Source organism: Sphingobium sp. TomMM15, from assembly GCF_055397045.1.
Genome location: NZ_AP027315.1, coordinates 561817 through 577279 on the forward strand (window position 1 = coordinate 561817; position 15463 = coordinate 577279).

General features: G+C 62.7%; 15 protein-coding genes. 9 read left to right on the forward strand and 6 right to left on the reverse strand.

Features of this window, described 5'->3' with window-relative positions:
• Positions 1-63: 63 nt before the first annotated feature.
• The 4 genes from ACZ51H_RS15300 to ACZ51H_RS15315 all read right to left on the reverse strand — a co-directional run bounded on the left by ACZ51H_RS15300 (position 64) and on the right by ACZ51H_RS15315 (position 4574).
• Entirely contained in the window at positions 64-969 is a 906-nt protein-coding gene (locus ACZ51H_RS15300) for an NAD-dependent epimerase/dehydratase family protein (RefSeq protein WP_464802964.1), read from the reverse strand.
• Positions 970-1053: 84 nt separating this feature from the next.
• Positions 1054-1797 (reverse strand): SDR family oxidoreductase, encoded by a 744-nt coding sequence (locus ACZ51H_RS15305; RefSeq protein ID WP_464802965.1) that lies wholly within the window; start codon positions 1795-1797, stop codon positions 1054-1056.
• On the reverse strand, positions 1797-2843 hold the full coding sequence (locus ACZ51H_RS15310; protein WP_449469757.1) for a hypothetical protein: 1047 nt from the start codon (positions 2841-2843) through the stop codon (positions 1797-1799). Before ACZ51H_RS15310 ends, ACZ51H_RS15305 begins: the two co-directional genes overlap by 1 nt.
• A 135-nt stretch (positions 2844-2978) precedes the next feature.
• On the reverse strand, positions 2979-4574 hold the full coding sequence (locus tag ACZ51H_RS15315; RefSeq protein ID WP_464802966.1) for a class I adenylate-forming enzyme family protein: 1596 nt from the start codon (positions 4572-4574) through the stop codon (positions 2979-2981).
• 136 nt (positions 4575-4710) lie between these two features.
• Between ACZ51H_RS15315 and ACZ51H_RS15320 the strand changes: the two genes are divergently transcribed.
• From ACZ51H_RS15320 to ACZ51H_RS15355, 8 genes are read left to right on the forward strand one after another with little or no spacing between them, the layout of a single operon-like run.
• Positions 4711-5889: an acyl-CoA dehydrogenase family protein gene (locus tag ACZ51H_RS15320; protein WP_464802967.1), complete on the forward strand. Its 1179-nt coding sequence runs from the start codon at positions 4711-4713 to the stop codon at positions 5887-5889.
• A complete protein-coding gene (locus ACZ51H_RS15325; RefSeq protein ID WP_464802968.1) occupies positions 5886-6944 on the forward strand; it encodes a phosphotransferase in 1059 nt (352 codons plus the stop codon). The genes ACZ51H_RS15320 and ACZ51H_RS15325 overlap by 4 nt, the downstream gene beginning before the upstream one ends.
• A gap of 18 nt (positions 6945-6962) precedes the next feature.
• Positions 6963-7937 (forward strand): NAD(P)H-dependent flavin oxidoreductase, encoded by a 975-nt coding sequence (locus tag ACZ51H_RS15330; protein ID WP_449469763.1) that lies wholly within the window; start codon positions 6963-6965, stop codon positions 7935-7937.
• A 2-nt stretch (positions 7938-7939) separates the two neighbouring features.
• Positions 7940-8824, forward strand: a complete 885-nt coding sequence (locus tag ACZ51H_RS15335; RefSeq protein WP_464773130.1) for a crotonase/enoyl-CoA hydratase family protein — start codon at positions 7940-7942, stop codon at positions 8822-8824.
• A 19-nt stretch (positions 8825-8843) separates the two neighbouring features.
• Entirely contained in the window at positions 8844-9263 is a 420-nt protein-coding gene (locus ACZ51H_RS15340) for a nuclear transport factor 2 family protein (RefSeq protein ID WP_464773129.1), read from the forward strand.
• Between the two features lie 17 nt (positions 9264-9280).
• Positions 9281-10042 (forward strand): 3-hydroxyacyl-CoA dehydrogenase, encoded by a 762-nt coding sequence (locus ACZ51H_RS15345; RefSeq protein WP_464773128.1) that lies wholly within the window; start codon positions 9281-9283, stop codon positions 10040-10042.
• A gap of 29 nt (positions 10043-10071) precedes the next feature.
• Entirely contained in the window at positions 10072-11307 is a 1236-nt protein-coding gene (locus tag ACZ51H_RS15350; protein ID WP_464773127.1) for a serine hydrolase domain-containing protein, read from the forward strand.
• A gap of 14 nt (positions 11308-11321) precedes the next feature.
• Complete coding sequence (locus ACZ51H_RS15355; protein ID WP_464773126.1) at positions 11322-12116, forward strand: SDR family NAD(P)-dependent oxidoreductase; 795 nt, start codon at positions 11322-11324, stop codon at positions 12114-12116.
• 82 nt (positions 12117-12198) lie between these two features.
• Here the strand turns inward: ACZ51H_RS15355 and ACZ51H_RS15360 are convergent, their stop codons facing one another.
• Positions 12199-12480: a hypothetical protein gene (locus ACZ51H_RS15360; RefSeq protein WP_464802969.1), complete on the reverse strand. Its 282-nt coding sequence runs from the start codon at positions 12478-12480 to the stop codon at positions 12199-12201.
• Positions 12481-12694: 214 nt separating this feature from the next.
• Between ACZ51H_RS15360 and ACZ51H_RS15365 the strand changes: the two genes are divergently transcribed.
• Positions 12695-14017, forward strand: coding sequence for an MFS transporter (locus tag ACZ51H_RS15365; protein WP_464802970.1), 1323 nt, complete (start codon positions 12695-12697; stop codon positions 14015-14017).
• Positions 14018-14046: 29 nt separating this feature from the next.
• Here the strand turns inward: ACZ51H_RS15365 and ACZ51H_RS15370 are convergent, their stop codons facing one another.
• Entirely contained in the window at positions 14047-15432 is a 1386-nt protein-coding gene (locus tag ACZ51H_RS15370) for an FAD-binding oxidoreductase (RefSeq protein WP_464802971.1), read from the reverse strand.
• Positions 15433-15463: the final 31 nt, after the last annotated feature.

Here is a 15463-nt window from a genome sequence, read left to right on the forward strand (position 1 = left end):
TCACTGAAGCGGGGCAGGCGGCGGTGTTAAAGCGGTGCTGCGCCTCTTCCGGGTTGGCGGAAGCTATCGACCGGCAAGCGCTCGATAGGCGGGATGGCCTATGTCGCTCAGCACATCGAGGTGGCGGGGTGTCCAGCCGAGGTCCCGGCGGGTGCGGGGGCTGCGGGAGCGGCTGCATGTCGCCATGCCGATCAGCGTTTCGAACTTTCCCCAGCGGCGAACGCCTTCGGTGAAGTCGATGCTGCGCGCCTCTATGCCGAGGTCGCGGGCGACTGCCTCAGCCAGAGTGCGGTTGTTCACTTCGCCTGCGACGGCGTGATAAAGCGCGCCGGGTGAACCCCGTTCCAACGCCAGGCGGTAAACCTCTGCCAAGTCGTCGACATGGACGTTGGAATAGAGGTTGAGGCCCTGCCCAAGATAGCCGACTTCGCCTGTGCGTCCGGCGTCGCTGTAGAACATGCGCAGATGGCCGCAGCCGCCATGCCCCCAGATCATCGGCGGCCTGATCACCATGGCGCGCACTCCGCCCGATGATCCTGCGCGGCGGACCATATTTTCCGTGTCGAACCGGAGGCCGATATATTTGGAGGGTTCGAACGGGTCATCCTCGGCGAAACTGTCCTCGCTCCACAGGCCGTCCGTGCGTTGCGACAGGAGGCCGGTGCCACTGGTGAAGATGAACTGATGACCGCGCCCGTCCGCTGCATTGAGCAAGCTTCTGACCGTGTCATGTTCCTGTTGAAGCAGCAGTTGGGCGGCGTAGATGGTGGCGTCGTGCTGGCGCATCATGTCGATGACGGCGTCCAGAGGCGACAGGTCTCCCCGTAGAGGGGCTATGCCATGATCGGTAAGCGCGCGATCGCCTTCGCCAGTGCGGCTGAGGCCGCTCACGTGATGGCCGGACGCCGTAAGGTGCCGGGCGATGTGCGATCCGAGATAGCCGGTCGCGCCGAGGACGAGAATGCGCATCGGGTTCCTTCCGTGAGCAAGGAAGCAACAGCGATCCACCCGGCGTCAAGGGTCCAGCCGTGGGTTCCGGAGAGGCGGAGGCGGTTAGAGCGAGCTGACGAGATGGCCGCCGTCTACGACCAGTTCCGCGCCCGTGATGTAGGAGCCAAGGTCCGACGCGAGCAGGAGCAGGGCGCCGTCCAGATTTTCCGAGCTTCCTATCCGGCGCTGCGGTATCCGGTTGATCATCGCCTTGCCCGCGTCCGTTCCCCAGAAATGCTCATTCAAGGGCGTTACGATGTAGCCGGGGCACAGGGCGTTCACGCGGATATCGTAGCGCGCCCATTCCAGCGCCATGACCTTGGTCATCTGCACCCAGGCGGCCTTTGAAATGGCATAGGGGCCAAGCTGTGCGCCCTGCCGAAGGCCAAGGATGGACGCGATGTTGATGATGCTGCCCGGCCGACCGGCCGCAATCATGGCGTGCGCCGCCCCGCGCGCGACCAGATAAGCGCCGCGCGCATTGGTATCCATGACGCGATCCCATTGCCACGCATCCTGATCAAGCATTGGACCAGCGCTTACGACGCCAGCATTGTTGATCAGGATGTCGACGGCGCCGACTTCTTCCCACAAGCGATCGACGGACGCGGCGTCCTGTACGTCGAGCGAGATGGCGCGCGCGTGGGGGAGCGATGCGGCAAGGCTTTCCAACTGGTCGCCCCGACGGGCGGCCAGGACCAGCTGAACGCCCTCAGCAGCGAGCGTGCGCGCGAAATGCGCGCCGAGTCCGCTGCTCGCCCCGGTGATGAGCGCGGTCCTGCCCGCCAGGCCGAAGGAGAGAGGCATCAGGCTGCCAGTGCTTCCTCTGGTTCCGGCGGGAAGATGGACGGCTTGCCGGGATCATAGGTCTGGACCAGCAGGCGGATGAACTGTTGATCGGTGAGCGGATCGCTGGGCACTTCGAAAGTGGCGCCGCGTGCGCGAAGATCGGTGATCAGCATGTCGAATACTTGATCATGGCTGATGTCGTCGGTGTGGTCGAGCGACTGTTTGAGTTCGCGATAGTCCATGAAGATGTCCGCGCCCCAGTGGATGAGGAAGCGGAACTCGTCTTCCGGTATCTTCTGGATGACTTTGCCGTCCGTGGTGATCTGCCAGCCATTGGGATCTTCGGGATCGGCGCTCATGAGCGAATTGATCGCGAGCCCTTCGGGTCGGCGCAGGGCGGCGGGGCCGCTGGCTTCTGCCGTGTGGTACATCATTTCATTTTCAACGACGACCGCGCGGCTCCACATCGGCGCCTTGATCTGGGCGGGCTGGCCCTGCGGGCCATCGGGCCAGTAGTTGAAGCCGCCGCCGACCTTGCCCTTATAATACCAGGTGATCACCTGCGCCTTTTTCGCGCGCCAATGTTCGAACAGGCCGGACTTCACCATGATGTTCATCAGCCATACCGGCGATGTCTGCATGGAGATGCCACGGAAGCGGGTGCCGTCGACATGGGGCGCCCCAGCGCCGGGACACGGCCCTTGAATGTTGAACAGCATATTTTCGGGCCGGGCGTACTCGGCCTTCCAATATCCCCGAACCAGATCGAGGAATTTCTTGTTGAAGAAACAGTCTTCGATATCGGGATGCTGGACCGTCGATCCTTGCGCGAGATAGCCACGGAATACCGGCGAAAGGAACATGTCCCATGTGGGGGTAAAGCCTGGGGGAAGGCCGCCCGAGGTCGTCGCAACGACTTCTTCGGGTGACTTGAAATGTTGTGCCAGGATCAACGACCAGGGGCCGTTTTCTCGCACGACGTTCAGCATGCGGCGATGCTGGTCGTCGGTATAGGCGCTTTCGATGATCTGGGGCGGGGCCACTGGGCGGAACTGGGTGGTCATGTGAACTCTCCTGAGTACCTACATCGTCGGCCGCCCCTTAATTTGTAGACAGGGAAAGCTGAGGCGGCTCGCTAACCAAGAGAGTCCTAACTTATTCCGGCCCTCGCTGCAAGTTATGACAACGATTGATGTATTTCATGTGGGGCCGCTGACCGGCGTTTGGGGCAGCCATTCGCGAACCGCGGTTTTCAACAGCTTGCCGTTGGCATTGCGGGGAAGCGGCCCCTCCACAATGTAGACATGGTCGGGCACCTTGTAGTCAGACAGATGCCGTGCGCAGAAGTCGCGCAGGATTGCGCCGTCTGCCTGGTCGGGTGCGACAACGAACGCTTCGACCCGTTCGCCCAGGACAGGGCAGGGCCTGCCGATCACGACGGCCTCGGTGACGGCCTCATGCGACATGAGCATGTTTTCGACCTCGACCGAATAGATTTTGAAGCCGCCGCGATTGATCATGTCCTTCATCCGGTCGAGCACGCGGATATAGCCGTTCGCGTCCATCGTGCCGATGTCACCCGATTTCCAATAGCCGGCGGTAAAGCCCCGTTCCGTTGCTTCGGGGTTGTTCCAGTAGCGCGGTATCGTCATCGCGCCCGCGATCCAGATTTCGCCCTGCTCCCCGCGCGGGCGTTCGCGGCCCTCCTCATCCATGATCATGATGTCGGCATAAGGAAGCGCCTTCCCCACCTTGTCCGGATGAGCGGGACAGTCGCCAAGCGGCATCATGACGGCCGGGGAGGAGGTTTCGGTCGATCCGTAGATGTTCACCAGCGTCAGTTGCGGGAGCTGTACGGCAAGTGTTTCGATGCTGGATTCGGCCATGGGCGCCCCGCCGAACGCGCCAATGCGCCAGCTCGACAGGTCGAAGTCCGCGAAATCCGGTTCCATCAGGCATAGCTTGTACATGGCCGGGACCATGACGACGTAGCTCATGCGTTCGGCCTGCGCGAGTTCCAGGAAGGGGCGGGCCTTGAACGCCTGCTGCATCACCACCTTCCCCGCGACCCGGATGCTGAGCATCAGGATGAGGCCGATCCCGGTGACGTGCGAGGCAGGGACCGCGAGGACCATCGATTCGCCATCCTTCAATTGCAGGTGCTGCTGGCTGCCGATGCAGATGGTGACGATGCCGAGATGCGTGAGAACCGCGCCCTTGGGGCGGCCCGTGGTGCCAGAGGTGTAGAGGATGCAGAAGGGGTCATCTTCGCTAACAGCCGATCGGTGGGGGGCGTCGGTCAGCGCTTCGGGTGTGGTTTTGGACCAATGGGCGGCTTCGTCGGAATAGCGGAGCCAGTGGCGCAGTTGGGGGTGGTCGGAGCGGCCGGGCAACTGGTCTTCCAGCGCGTCGTCATAGATGATGGCTGCGGCGCCGCTGTCGTCCAGAATATAAGCGGTTTCCGGCGCGCGCTGGCGGATATTCATGGGCACGGCGATCAGGCCGAGTCTTGCCGCCGCCAGTAGCAGCGTGGAATAATCGGCGCGGTTGGACAGCAGGATGGCGAGCCTGTCGCCCGTCGCGAGGCCGAGAGATGTCAAACGCGCGGCGCAGGCGGCTACGCGGGCGGCGAGAACGGCGTAGCTCCACCGCTCGTTGCCGTCGACCAGTGCGATCGCGTCGGGCGACCGGCTGACGGCGTCCAGGAACATGGCGTAAATGTCTGCGGGGCGATCCTGATGACAATTGACCAGCCTGCCGTGATGCACTTCCTTGCGGAGTGGCAGATGCTTCATCTCTTTATCGGTCCTCTCCGTGCGACCTGCCCTGCTATGACGGGCACGAAAGCTCTTATATGGCTTTCTAATTACACCTTGCATTGCGGTTCTTCCCTTGGCAAGCGCCAAGAAACGAGAGGCGCGGAGACAAGCCATGGCAGATCATGAGGGTGATGCGGCGATTGCTCGAAGGGTCGAGAATTTCGTCCGCGACGTGGTCGTTCCTTATGAAACGGATGGCCGTCGGGACGATCATGGTCCGCTGGATGCGCTGGTGCAGGAAATGCGGGCCAAAGCGCGGGAGGCGGGTGTCCTGACGCCGCATATCCGCGCGGACGGAACGCATCTTAGCCACCGGGCGACGGCGCGGGTGCTGCGCGCTTCGGGATTGTCGCCGCTGGGGCCGCTCGCCTGCAACACCAATGCGCCAGACGAAGGCAATATGTTCCTGTTGGGCAAGGTCGCTACGGCAGAGCAGAAGAGCCGCTACCTCGATCCGATGGTTGCGGGGAATGGGCGCTCCTGTTTCCTGATGACCGAACTTGCGACGGAAGGCGGGACTGGGTCGGACCCGTCGATGATGCAGACCCGGGCGCAGCTGGAGGGCGGTGAATGGGTGATCAATGGACGCAAGGCTTTCGCGACCGGATTTGCTGGAGCCAGCTTTGCTATCCTGATGGCGAAGACGGAGCGGGATGACGGCGCGGCGGCAGCGACTATGTTCCTGGTGCCGCTGCCGCACCCCGCGCTGGTGCAGGAACGGCTGATCGGCACGATCGACAGCTCGATGCCGGGCGGTCATGCGGTGGTGAAGGTTGATGATTTGCGCCTGCCGCCCGAGGCCGTGCTGGGCGCGCCGCATGAGGGGTTCGCCTATGCGCAGGTCCGGCTGGCTCCCGCGCGGCTGACGCATTGCATGCGTTGGCTGGGCGCTGCGACGCGCGCGAATGAGATTGCGACGGACTATGCCGTGAAGCGTCAGGCGTTCGGCAAGCCGCTGATCGACCATGAGGGCGTTGGCTTCATGCTGGCGGACAATCTGATTGACCTGAAGCAGTGCGAGTTGATGATCGATTGGTGTGCGGATGTGCTGGACGCTGGGGACAAGGCGATCACGGAAAGCTCCATGGCGAAGGTGGCTGTGTCGGAGACGCTGTTTCGGGTGGCTGACCGGTGCGTCCAGGTGATGGGCGGGACTGGGGTCAGCCATGACACGATCGTGGAGCAGGTATTCCGCGAAATCCGCGCCTTCCGCATTTATGACGGGCCGACGCAGGTGCATAAATGGTCGCTTGCCAAGAAGATCAAGCGCGAGGCGCTGGCAAAGTCATGAATGCCGAGGAACTGAACGCCGGGCTGTCCGAAGTGCGCGAGGCGCATCGGTTCGATGAGGGCGCGTTGCGGGCGTGGCTGAAGGAGCATGTGCCCGAGGCGGAAGGGCCGCTGACCGTGCGGCAGTTCAAGGGCGGGCAGTCCAATCCGACCTTCAGGCTGGACGTTCCGGGCCGTTCTTTCGTCATGCGCCGCAAGCCGCCCGGCGTTACGGTGCCCGGCGCCCATGCCGTGGATCGCGAGGCGCGGGTGATCGCGGCGCTGGGCAAGGAAGGTTTTCCGGTGCCCCGCATCTACGGGCTTTGCACGGACGATGCGGTGATCGGCAGCTGGTTCTATGTCATGGAGTGCGTCGAAGGGCGCGTTTTCTGGAGTTCGCGTTTCGAGACTGTCGCGGCGGAGGAACGGATTGCCTATTTCGACGCGATGAACGCGACTTTGGCGCAGCTTCACCATTTCGATCCCGTGGCTCTGGGTCTCGATGATTTCGGGAAGAAGGGCAATTACTTCGAGCGGCAGATCGCGCGATGGTCGCGCCAATATCTGAATGACGAGGCGGCTGGCCGCGACGTCAATATGGACCGGTTGATCGAATGGCTGCCAGCGAATATTCCCGCTGGGGATGAAAGCCGGATCGTCCATGGCGATTATCGGGCCGATAATATGGTGTTCCATCCGACCGAGCCACGCGTTGCGGCGGTGCTGGATTGGGAGCTTTCGACGCTTGGCCATCCGTTGGCGGATTTCGTCAATCACCTGATGATGTACCGGCTGCCGCCCGCCATCTTGTCTGGCCTGCGGGGCGCCGATTTCGCTGCGCTCAAGCTGATGCCCGAGGAGAAGTATATCGCCGCCTATTGCCGCAGGACCGGGCGGGACGGGATCGACCATATGGGCTTTTACCGCGCTTTCGCTCTTTTCCGGCTTGCGGCCATCTATCATGGCATTAAGGCAAGGGCACTACGCGGAACGGCCGCATCGGCGCATGCAGAAGAACTGGCGGCGCAATATCCCCTGCTCGCCCAATTGGGATGGAGCGAGGCGGAAGCGGCCTGATCAAAGGGGAATGGTGGAATGAAGACCCGGATTACCGAGCTTACTGGCACGCGCTATCCCATTATCCAGGGTGGCATGCAGTGGGTGGGCCGCGCCGAGTTGGCTTCGGCGGTGTCCAATGCTGGCGGTCTGGGCATACTGACGGCGCTGACCCAGCCGACGCCCGAGGCGCTGGCGGCCGAGATCGAGCGGTGCCGCACGATGACGGACAAGCCGTTCGGCGTGAACCTGACCATTTTGCCGACCGCGCAGCCGGTTCCCTACGAAGCCTATGCCGAAGTCATTGCTGGATCAGGCGTTGGCGTGGTCGAGACAGCCGGGCGCAGTCCCGCCGAGTTCATCGCTCGTTTCAAGCAGGCGGGCGTCAAGATCGTGCACAAATGCACCGCCGTCCGCCACGCGCTGTCGGCCCAGCGTGCAGGCGTCGATGCCGTGTCGATCGACGGGTTCGAAGCGGCGGGTCATCCGGGCGAGGATGATATTCCGGGCATGGTGCTGATCCCCGCTGCGGCGCGGGCGCTGGACATCCCGATCCTGGCGGCGGGCGGCATGGCGACCGGGCGCAGCATGGCGGCGGCTCTGGCCCTGGGCGCGGAGGGTGTGACCATGGGCACCCGTTTCATGCTGACCAAGGAAGCGCCGATCCATGAGGCGATCAAGCAGGCGGTGGTGCAGGGGACGGAGCGCGACACGACGCTGATCTTCCGCCAGTTGCGCAACACGGCGCGCGTATTCCGCAATGCCGTCGCGGAGGAGGTGAACGTCAAGGAACGGGAGCCCGGCGCGACCTTCGAGGATATTCGGCCGCTGGTCGCCGGTGCGCGTGGACGCGCTGCGCTGGAGAGTGGCGAAGTGGATGGCGGGCTGGTCTGGGCCGGGCTTGGCATCGGTTTGATGGACGATATTCCGACATGCGCCGAACTGATCGAGCGCATCGTGGGCGAATGCCGCGAGGCGCTGGGCCGCGCCGTGGCGCTGACCGGGGAGGCATGAACATGAGCTACAATACAATTCGCTATGAGGTCGAGGATGACGGCGTCCTGCTGCTGACGCTGAACCGGCCGGACAAGCTGAATGCCTTTACGGTCGAGATGTGCGAAGAGTTGGTCGACGCCTATGGCCGGGCGAGCCAGGATGATGCGGTGCGCGTGATCGTGGTGACGGGCGAGGGCCGTGCCTTCTGTGCGGGCATGGACCTGTCGGTCGGCGGCAATGTCTTTGGCCTGGACGAAAGCATGACGCCGACGATGGAGGATCTGCGCGAGCGTGGCGATGATCCGGCGATCCTGAAAGGCGTGCGGGATACCGGCGGGCGCGTGGCGATGGCGATGTATGATTGCCTGAAGCCGATCGTTGGCGCGGTGAATGGCGCGGCGGTGGGTATTGGATCGACCATGCTGCTGCCGATGGATTTCCGCTTTGCTTCGGACAAGGCGCGCTTCGGCTTTGTCTTTGGACGGCTGGGCATCACGATGGAGGCGTGTTCGTCCTTCTTCCTGCCGCGCATTGTCGGTTTGGAGCAGGCGATGGAGTGGGCGTACAAGGCCGATATCTTCGATGCCGCCGAAGCGCATGACAAGGGACTGGTGCGCGGCGTGTTCCCGGCCGAGACGCTGGTTGAGGAGGCGAAGGCCTTTGCCCGATCACTGGTCAAGGACCGTTCGCCCGTTTCGATCGCACTGATCCGCCAGATGCTGAACCGCAACAGCGCGCAGCCCGATCCGTGGCAGGCGCATCTGACGGAATCGCTGGCGGTATTCTACACCAGTCAGGCGGACGGCCGCGAAGGGGTTCGCGCCTTCAATGAAAAACGGCCAGCGGATTTCACGGGGAAGGCGTCGCAAATGCCGTCCTTCTTCCCTTGGTATGGCGATAAATAAATCAACGGAGAGAATTGAGATGATCACGCTGGAAGACAAGATCGCGATTCAGGAACTGGTCGCGCGTTTCACCCGCTGTTCCGACTTTGGCGATTGGGAAGGCGTTGCCTCCCTCTTCACGCCCGAGGTTGTGACGGAGATGGAGGGCCTGCCCATCCGCTATGAAGGCGTCGAGGCTCAGGTTGAACATGCCAAGGAGTCGGCCAACCAGACCGAAGGCAAGAACCGCCACTATAACTTCAACATGATCGTGTTCGAGAAGGACGACGCAGTATATGCGGAATATGCCTTCATGAACGTCAACGCAGGGCATGCGCCGATGAGCGCCAAGATCGTCGTAACCGGCCGTCAGCGGGATACGGTGGTGAAGACAAGCGACGGGTGGAAGATCGCGCGCCGCTTCGTTCAGTTCGACCAGTCGTTCAGCCTTGATTTCTAAGCCACGGAGGAACGGTCGTGGACATTAAGAATTTGTGCGCTGTCGTCACCGGCGGCGCTTCGGGACTGGGCAGTGCGACTGCGGAAAGGCTGTCCGAGCTTGGCGCTCGCGTGGCGATCTTCGACTTGAACGAGGAAGCTGGCGCGTCGCTCGCCGAACGGTTGGGCGGCAGCTTCCATAAGGTCGATGTGACCAGCGCCGAGTCCGTCGATGCGGGCCTGGCAGCGGCCGAAGCGAAGCTGGGGACGCCGCGTGTGCTGGTGAACTGCGCCGGCGTGGCGCCGGGCTTTCGTGTCGTGGGTAAGGATGGTTCGCCCCATCCGCTGGACGCGTTCCGCAAGGCTGTCGAGATCAACCTGATCGGCAGCTTCAACGTCATTTCGCGCTTTGCCGCCCTGCTCTCCGCCGCAGGAGTGGATGGCGAAGAAGCGGGCGTGATCGTCAATACGGCGTCCGTCGCTGCCTTTGATGGGCAGATCGGCCAGGCTGCTTACGCAGCGTCCAAAGGCGGTGTCGTGGGCATGACGTTGCCGATCGCGCGCGATCTGGCGCAACATCGCATTCGGGTGATGACGATCGCGCCGGGCATTTTCCTGACGCCGATGCTGCAAGGCCTGCCGCAGGCGACGCAGGATTCGCTGGGCAAGCAGGTGCCGCACCCGTCGCGGCTGGGTAAACCAGCAGAATTTGCGAAGCTGGTTCAGAATATCATTGAAAATCCGATGTTGAACGGAGAGGTGATCCGTCTGGACGGCGCGATCCGCATGGGACCGCGCTGACCGTTCGCCATCTAAGAAGGATTGCTGCCATGATCGAGACTAGCCCGGACGTCATCAGCCTGCCGGAAACCGAGGCTAAGCTGCGCGAATTTGTCGAGCAGGGCGTCATATCGGGCGGCATCCTTGCGTGGGGAACCGCGGATGGTCCGGTTCGCTACCATGGCGAAGGTGTGCTGGGCTATGCGCGCAAGGATGGCGTGGACGAGCGGTCCATCTTCCGCGTCTTTTCCCAGTCGAAGCCGATCACCGGCATCGGCGCGATGATGCTGATCGAGGATGGCGTCATTGGTCTGGACCAGCCGATCGGGGAGATATTGCCCGCTTTCGCCGAGATGCGCGTCATCGAGGGTGATGACCCGGAAGTGACGCGGCCAGCGGTTCGCCCGATCACTGTCCGCCACCTGCTGACCCATACGGCGGGCTTTGGCATGGACGGCATGACATTGGGCGAGCTTTATACGAAGCATGGCGTGGCGCCGGGTTCGCGGGACTGGGTGCCGGGTCCGGGGGATCTCCCGGTGCCGGCAACGCTTGCCGAATTGGGCGAGCGTATTGCCGCCCTGCCCTTGGCGACCGATCCCGGCACGCGGTTCGATTACAGCGTCGCGCTGGACGTGCTTGGGCTGGTGATCGAGGTGGCGTCGGGCATGCCGTTCGAAACCTTCCTGAAGACGCGCCTGTTCGATCCACTGGGCATGGTGGATACGGGCTTTGCCATCACGGCGGATCAGGCCGCCCGCTTTGCCGATCTTCCCCAGCAGGAGGAGGACGGGACATGGGCATTGGCCGATGATGCGGCGGACAGCCTCTATGCGCGGCCTTATTATCCGTCGGGCGGCGGCGGCATGGTGTCGACGGCGCATGATTATTCGCGTTTTGCCGCCATGCTGCTCAACGAGGGGGAGCTGGACGGCGTACGCATTCTGAAGCCGGAGACGGTGCGGATCGCACGATCGAACCTGCTGCCCGACGCGGTGACGCATGTGGACGTGCCGATCGGTTATACGCTGTCGAACGTCGGCATGGGCGCAGGCATGTCCGTATCGCTGAAGGCGAGTGAGCAGACCAACAGCTTCTTTGACTGGCCGGGTTCGGTGCCAGCGGGTGTGTTCGGTTGGCCGGGTGCTGCGGGGACGGCATGCTGGATGGACCCGGAGCGCAAGTTCTTCCTCCTGTATCTCACGCAATATTGGCCGACCTGGTTGAACGGCAGCATGCGGCCTGAGATTGTCGCGGCGGCCTATCGCGATCTGGAGAAGCAATAAGGAGGAACGCTGCCATGCCGATATTGGACAATGACGCCGACTTCACGCCCCGGCTGGGATCGCCCGGCACTGGCGTCGTGATCACGGGCGGAGCTTCCGGTATCGGACTGGCGGCGGCGCATGCGCTGGCTGCCGTCGGTCGGCCGGTCGCCCTGTGGGACATCAATGCGGAAGGTGCGGCCGGATCGGCGAGCATCATCGAGAGCCGCTATGGCGTGCGCGCGGCGGGTTTCAGCGTCGATCTGCGCAACCCGCAGGCCGTAACCCCCGCCGCCATCGCGACACGGGCGGCGATCGGCGCGATCGGTGGCATCGTGCACTGCGCGGGCACGGCCGAAGCCACGGGCATCGACGGAGTGACGCCGGAAAACTGGGATGCGGGACTGGCGCTGCATGTCCGGTCGATCGTCCTTATGACACAGGCTTTTCGTGAAGACCTGCGTAAGTCGCCGGGGAGCGCTATTGTCGCATTGTCATCCATCAACGCGACGCTGGGCAATGGGATGATCCCGATCTACAGCGCCGCGAAGGGTGCGGTGATATCGCTGGTCCATTCGATGGCGGATGAACTGGCTGCTGATGGGGTGCGCATCAATGCGGTTAGCCCTGGTATGATCGATACGCCGATCATTGCGGAGACCAAGGCGCATTTGCCGGGGCATTTCGAGCGGCGGATCATGCTGGGCCGCTATGGCGCGCCGGAAGAACTGGGACGCGTTATCCGTTTCCTGATGTCGGATGAAGCGAGTTACATGACGGGCGCGGAGATCGTCGTGGACGGCGGCAACATCAACTCGCAACGGCAATAGGACTGCCATCGCACCGCGCTAGGGAAGAGGGCGCTGCGGTCAGGTCAGCCGTAGCCGACCCGCAGCAGCGCCCCGGCACGCCTTAGAGGCGGTTCACTTCCTTGGCGGTCAGGCTGGTGACCAGACCCTTTTCTGCGGCGGTGAGCGTCGTCACCGGGATGACCACGAAACGCCCGCTGTAGATGATCTGGACGCCGGTCGTTTCGCCAGCGTTATTCTTCAGGACGCGGTCGATAAAGCCGACCTTGCGGCCGTCGACCGTCTTCACAAGTGCATTGGCCTTGATCGCGGGCGCGTCAGCGGCGATCGCCGCAGCGGAAAGCGAGAGCGACAGAGCCGCCGCGAAGGCAAAAGAAAGCTTCATGATAATCCCCTTGTGGATAGACAAGGGGCCGATAGCACGCTGTAAAACGAATAATAAGACACCCTGTGTTGCAAAAAATGCAATTTGCGTTTCGGGTTCGGAATTTGGCGGATATGGGATGGGATCGGCGGCTGACAGCGCCTAATGAACAGAGTAGGGAGGTTTCAGCCGGGATGATTGGTGTGCTCTTTCACCTTCACGAATGGCGGTTCGCATGACCGGGCAGACGCGTGAGTCGGGGCCGCGCCTCGCGGCATTTTCCGTGACGAGCATCGCGACCGGCGGGTTCAATATTCCGCTCCAGACCTATTTGCCTGCCTTTTACGCGACGGTCATCGGCATGGATTTGGCGACCGTCGGGCTGGTCTTCATGATCAGCCGCTTGTGGAGCGCTGCGGCCGATCCGGTGATCGGATGGGCTTCGGACCACACACGCACACGCATTGGAAGGCGGAAACCCTGGATTTTGGGTGGCGGCATGCTGTTCCTTCTGTCGCTGCTCGCGGTCTTTTCTCCGCCTGCCGGAGCCACGCCGCTCTATCTTGGCGGGTGGCTGTTGCTGCTGTGCCTGGGGTGGAATGCCACGTCCACGCCGCTTTACGCCTGGGGTGGGGAAATGGCGTCATCGCCGGTCGAGCGAGCGCGTATCCAGGCCTATATACAGACAGGGTCTTCCATCGGCATCTTTCTGGTGCTGGTATTGCCTGCCGTGCTGGACGCGCTGGGCCGGGGCAATCCTGAGGTTCGGGTTGGATCGATGGGGGCGCTGGTCGCCGCTGTCCTCGCTGGTGGCATGGTGCTGATCGCCTTTCTCTTTCGCGAGCCGCCGCTGCCGGAACGCGCGCCCACAGGCGCGAACTGGCAGAAGGGGCTGAAGGCGGTGCTGACCGATGCAGCGCTTTGGCGGATCGTGGCGTCGGATTTCTTCGTCGCGCTGGGGCAGGGCTTTCGCACTGCCGTGTTCCTGTTCTTCGTGACGCGTTACATGGGCATGGCTTCACCGGCCATGCTGCTGATGCTGCAATATGCATTCGGTATGTTCGCAGCGCCGCTATGGGCGCGGATCAGTTACCGGTTCGGGAGGCTAAGAACGCTGATCATGGCCGAGGGCGTGCAGGTTGCGATCAACCTGATGGTACTGTTCCTGACGCCGGATCGCATGTGGCTGTTCATCCTGCTGATCGTGGGACAGGGGCTGACGCAGGGATCGGGTAATCTGATGCTGCGGTCAATGATCTATGATGTGGCAGACCGTCATCGCGAGGGCAGCGGCGTGGAGCGGGCCGGGCTGTTTTCGTCCGTGTTCAATGTGACGACCAACGCAGCCTATGCGGTGGCCGTGGGCATCGCCTTGTCCGTCGTGGGCTTGCTCGGATTTGATCCAAGGTCTTCAGGATCGGAAGGGGTGGCGGGCGTACATCTGTTCTTTGCGATCGGTCCCGCCGTTGGACATTTGCTGTCGATCCTTGTGATCAGCTGGAAGCGCGGGAGCAGAAGCGGAAGGCTGGACGCTGAAAGCCGCCTGCCTTCCGCGTGATCCTCAGATTCCGATGAACGAGGGCTGCGTCAAAGGTCGATAACCTTTTCAGGGTTCATGATGCCAGCCGGGTCAAGAGCCCGTTTGATCTGGCGCATGACCTCGACAGCGGCGCCATGCTCCGTAACGAGATGGGCTTTCTTGCCAATGCCGATGCCATGCTCGCCAGTGCAGCTGCCCTCCATGGCGAGAGCGATGCCTACGATCCGTTCGGATAATGCCTTCGCCTTTTGCGTTTCCTCGGCCGAGTTCGGATCGAAGATGAGGATGACATGGAAGTTTCCGTCGCCGACATGACCCACGATCGGTGCGGTAAGGCCACTTGCCTCAATGGCGCTGCGCGTTTCCTCTATACAGTCGCAAAGCCGCGAAATCGGGACGCAGACATCAGTTGCGATCGCCTTGCACCCTGGCCGCAGCGCGAGATTGGCATAATGGACCTTGTGGCGTGCTTCCCAGAGGGCGGTTCGGTCCTCCGTCTTCGTCGCCCAGGTGAACTGTCCGCCGCCATTGTCGGTGGCGATCTGTCCGAAGTTTTCCGCCTGTTCCGCAACGCCCGCAGGCGTGCCGTGAAATTCGAGGAACAGCGTCGGGCATTCGCGATAGTTGGTCCGACTGTAGGCATTTATCGCGCGGATCTGTAGCGGATCGAGCAATTCGATACGGGCGACGGGAAGGCCGATCTGGATCGTCTGGATGACTGCGTTCACCGCGCCGCGCACTGTTTCAAATTCGCAAACGGCGGCGGATACGGCTTCTGGCTGGCCATAGAGGCGCAAGGTGACTTCGGTGATGATGCCGAGCGTGCCTTCGGACCCGACGAACAGCCCGGTGAGGTCGTACCCGGCCGCGGATTTACGCGCCCGCCCGCCGGTGTGGATGATCCGGCCATCGGCAAGCACCACCTTCAGTCCCAGCACATTCTGCCGCATCGTGCCGTAGCGAACCGCGTTGGTGCCGGAGGCGCGTGTCGAAGCCATGCCGCCGATGGACGCATCCGCGCCCGGATCGACGGGAAAAAACAGGCCCGTGTCGCGCAGTTCGCTGTTGAGTTGCTTCCGGGTGACGCCCGCCTGCACGGTGCAGTCCAGGTCTTCTGTGCTGACGCGGAGCACCTGATCCATGCGGGAGAGGTCGATGCAAAGACCGCCTCTTGCCGCCAGAAAATTGCCTTCCAGCGATGTGCCGGTGCCGTAAGGCGTGACGGCGATGCCCCGTTCCTTGCAGAAGATGACCGCTGCGGCGACTTCCTCTGTGCTGAGGGGGAAGACAACCGCGTCCGGGGGCATGGCCGGGTAGAAGGTCTCCGCCCGGCCATGATGATCGCGGATGGCAGCGCTATCGCTGAACCGATCGCCGAACATGGCGCGCAGGGCGGACCAGTCAGCTTGCGGGACATGTACCGCTGTTGCCATTTGCATCTCTCCCGTGGGTCAGTGACCCACG

Coding starts and splice junctions, on each gene's coding strand:
- ACZ51H_RS15360 (WP_464802969.1), bottom strand. CDS start 12,480: ATGAAGCTTTCTTTTGCCTTCGCGGCGGCTCTGTCGCTCTCGCTTTCC.
- ACZ51H_RS15350 (WP_464773127.1), top strand. CDS start 10,072: ATGATCGAGACTAGCCCGGACGTCATCAGCCTGCCGGAAACCGAGGCT.
- ACZ51H_RS15300 (WP_464802964.1), bottom strand. CDS start 969: ATGCGCATTCTCGTCCTCGGCGCGACCGGCTATCTCGGATCGCACATC.
- ACZ51H_RS15310 (WP_449469757.1), bottom strand. CDS start 2,843: ATGACCACCCAGTTCCGCCCAGTGGCCCCGCCCCAGATCATCGAAAGC.
- ACZ51H_RS15305 (WP_464802965.1), bottom strand. CDS start 1,797: ATGCCTCTCTCCTTCGGCCTGGCGGGCAGGACCGCGCTCATCACCGGG.
- ACZ51H_RS15315 (WP_464802966.1), bottom strand. CDS start 4,574: ATGAAGCATCTGCCACTCCGCAAGGAAGTGCATCACGGCAGGCTGGTC.
- ACZ51H_RS15325 (WP_464802968.1), top strand. CDS start 5,886: ATGAATGCCGAGGAACTGAACGCCGGGCTGTCCGAAGTGCGCGAGGCG.
- ACZ51H_RS15355 (WP_464773126.1), top strand. CDS start 11,322: ATGCCGATATTGGACAATGACGCCGACTTCACGCCCCGGCTGGGATCG.
- ACZ51H_RS15365 (WP_464802970.1), top strand. CDS start 12,695: ATGACCGGGCAGACGCGTGAGTCGGGGCCGCGCCTCGCGGCATTTTCC.
- ACZ51H_RS15340 (WP_464773129.1), top strand. CDS start 8,844: ATGATCACGCTGGAAGACAAGATCGCGATTCAGGAACTGGTCGCGCGT.
- ACZ51H_RS15335 (WP_464773130.1), top strand. CDS start 7,940: ATGAGCTACAATACAATTCGCTATGAGGTCGAGGATGACGGCGTCCTG.
- ACZ51H_RS15320 (WP_464802967.1), top strand. CDS start 4,711: ATGGCAGATCATGAGGGTGATGCGGCGATTGCTCGAAGGGTCGAGAAT.
- ACZ51H_RS15330 (WP_449469763.1), top strand. CDS start 6,963: ATGAAGACCCGGATTACCGAGCTTACTGGCACGCGCTATCCCATTATC.
- ACZ51H_RS15370 (WP_464802971.1), bottom strand. CDS start 15,432: ATGGCAACAGCGGTACATGTCCCGCAAGCTGACTGGTCCGCCCTGCGC.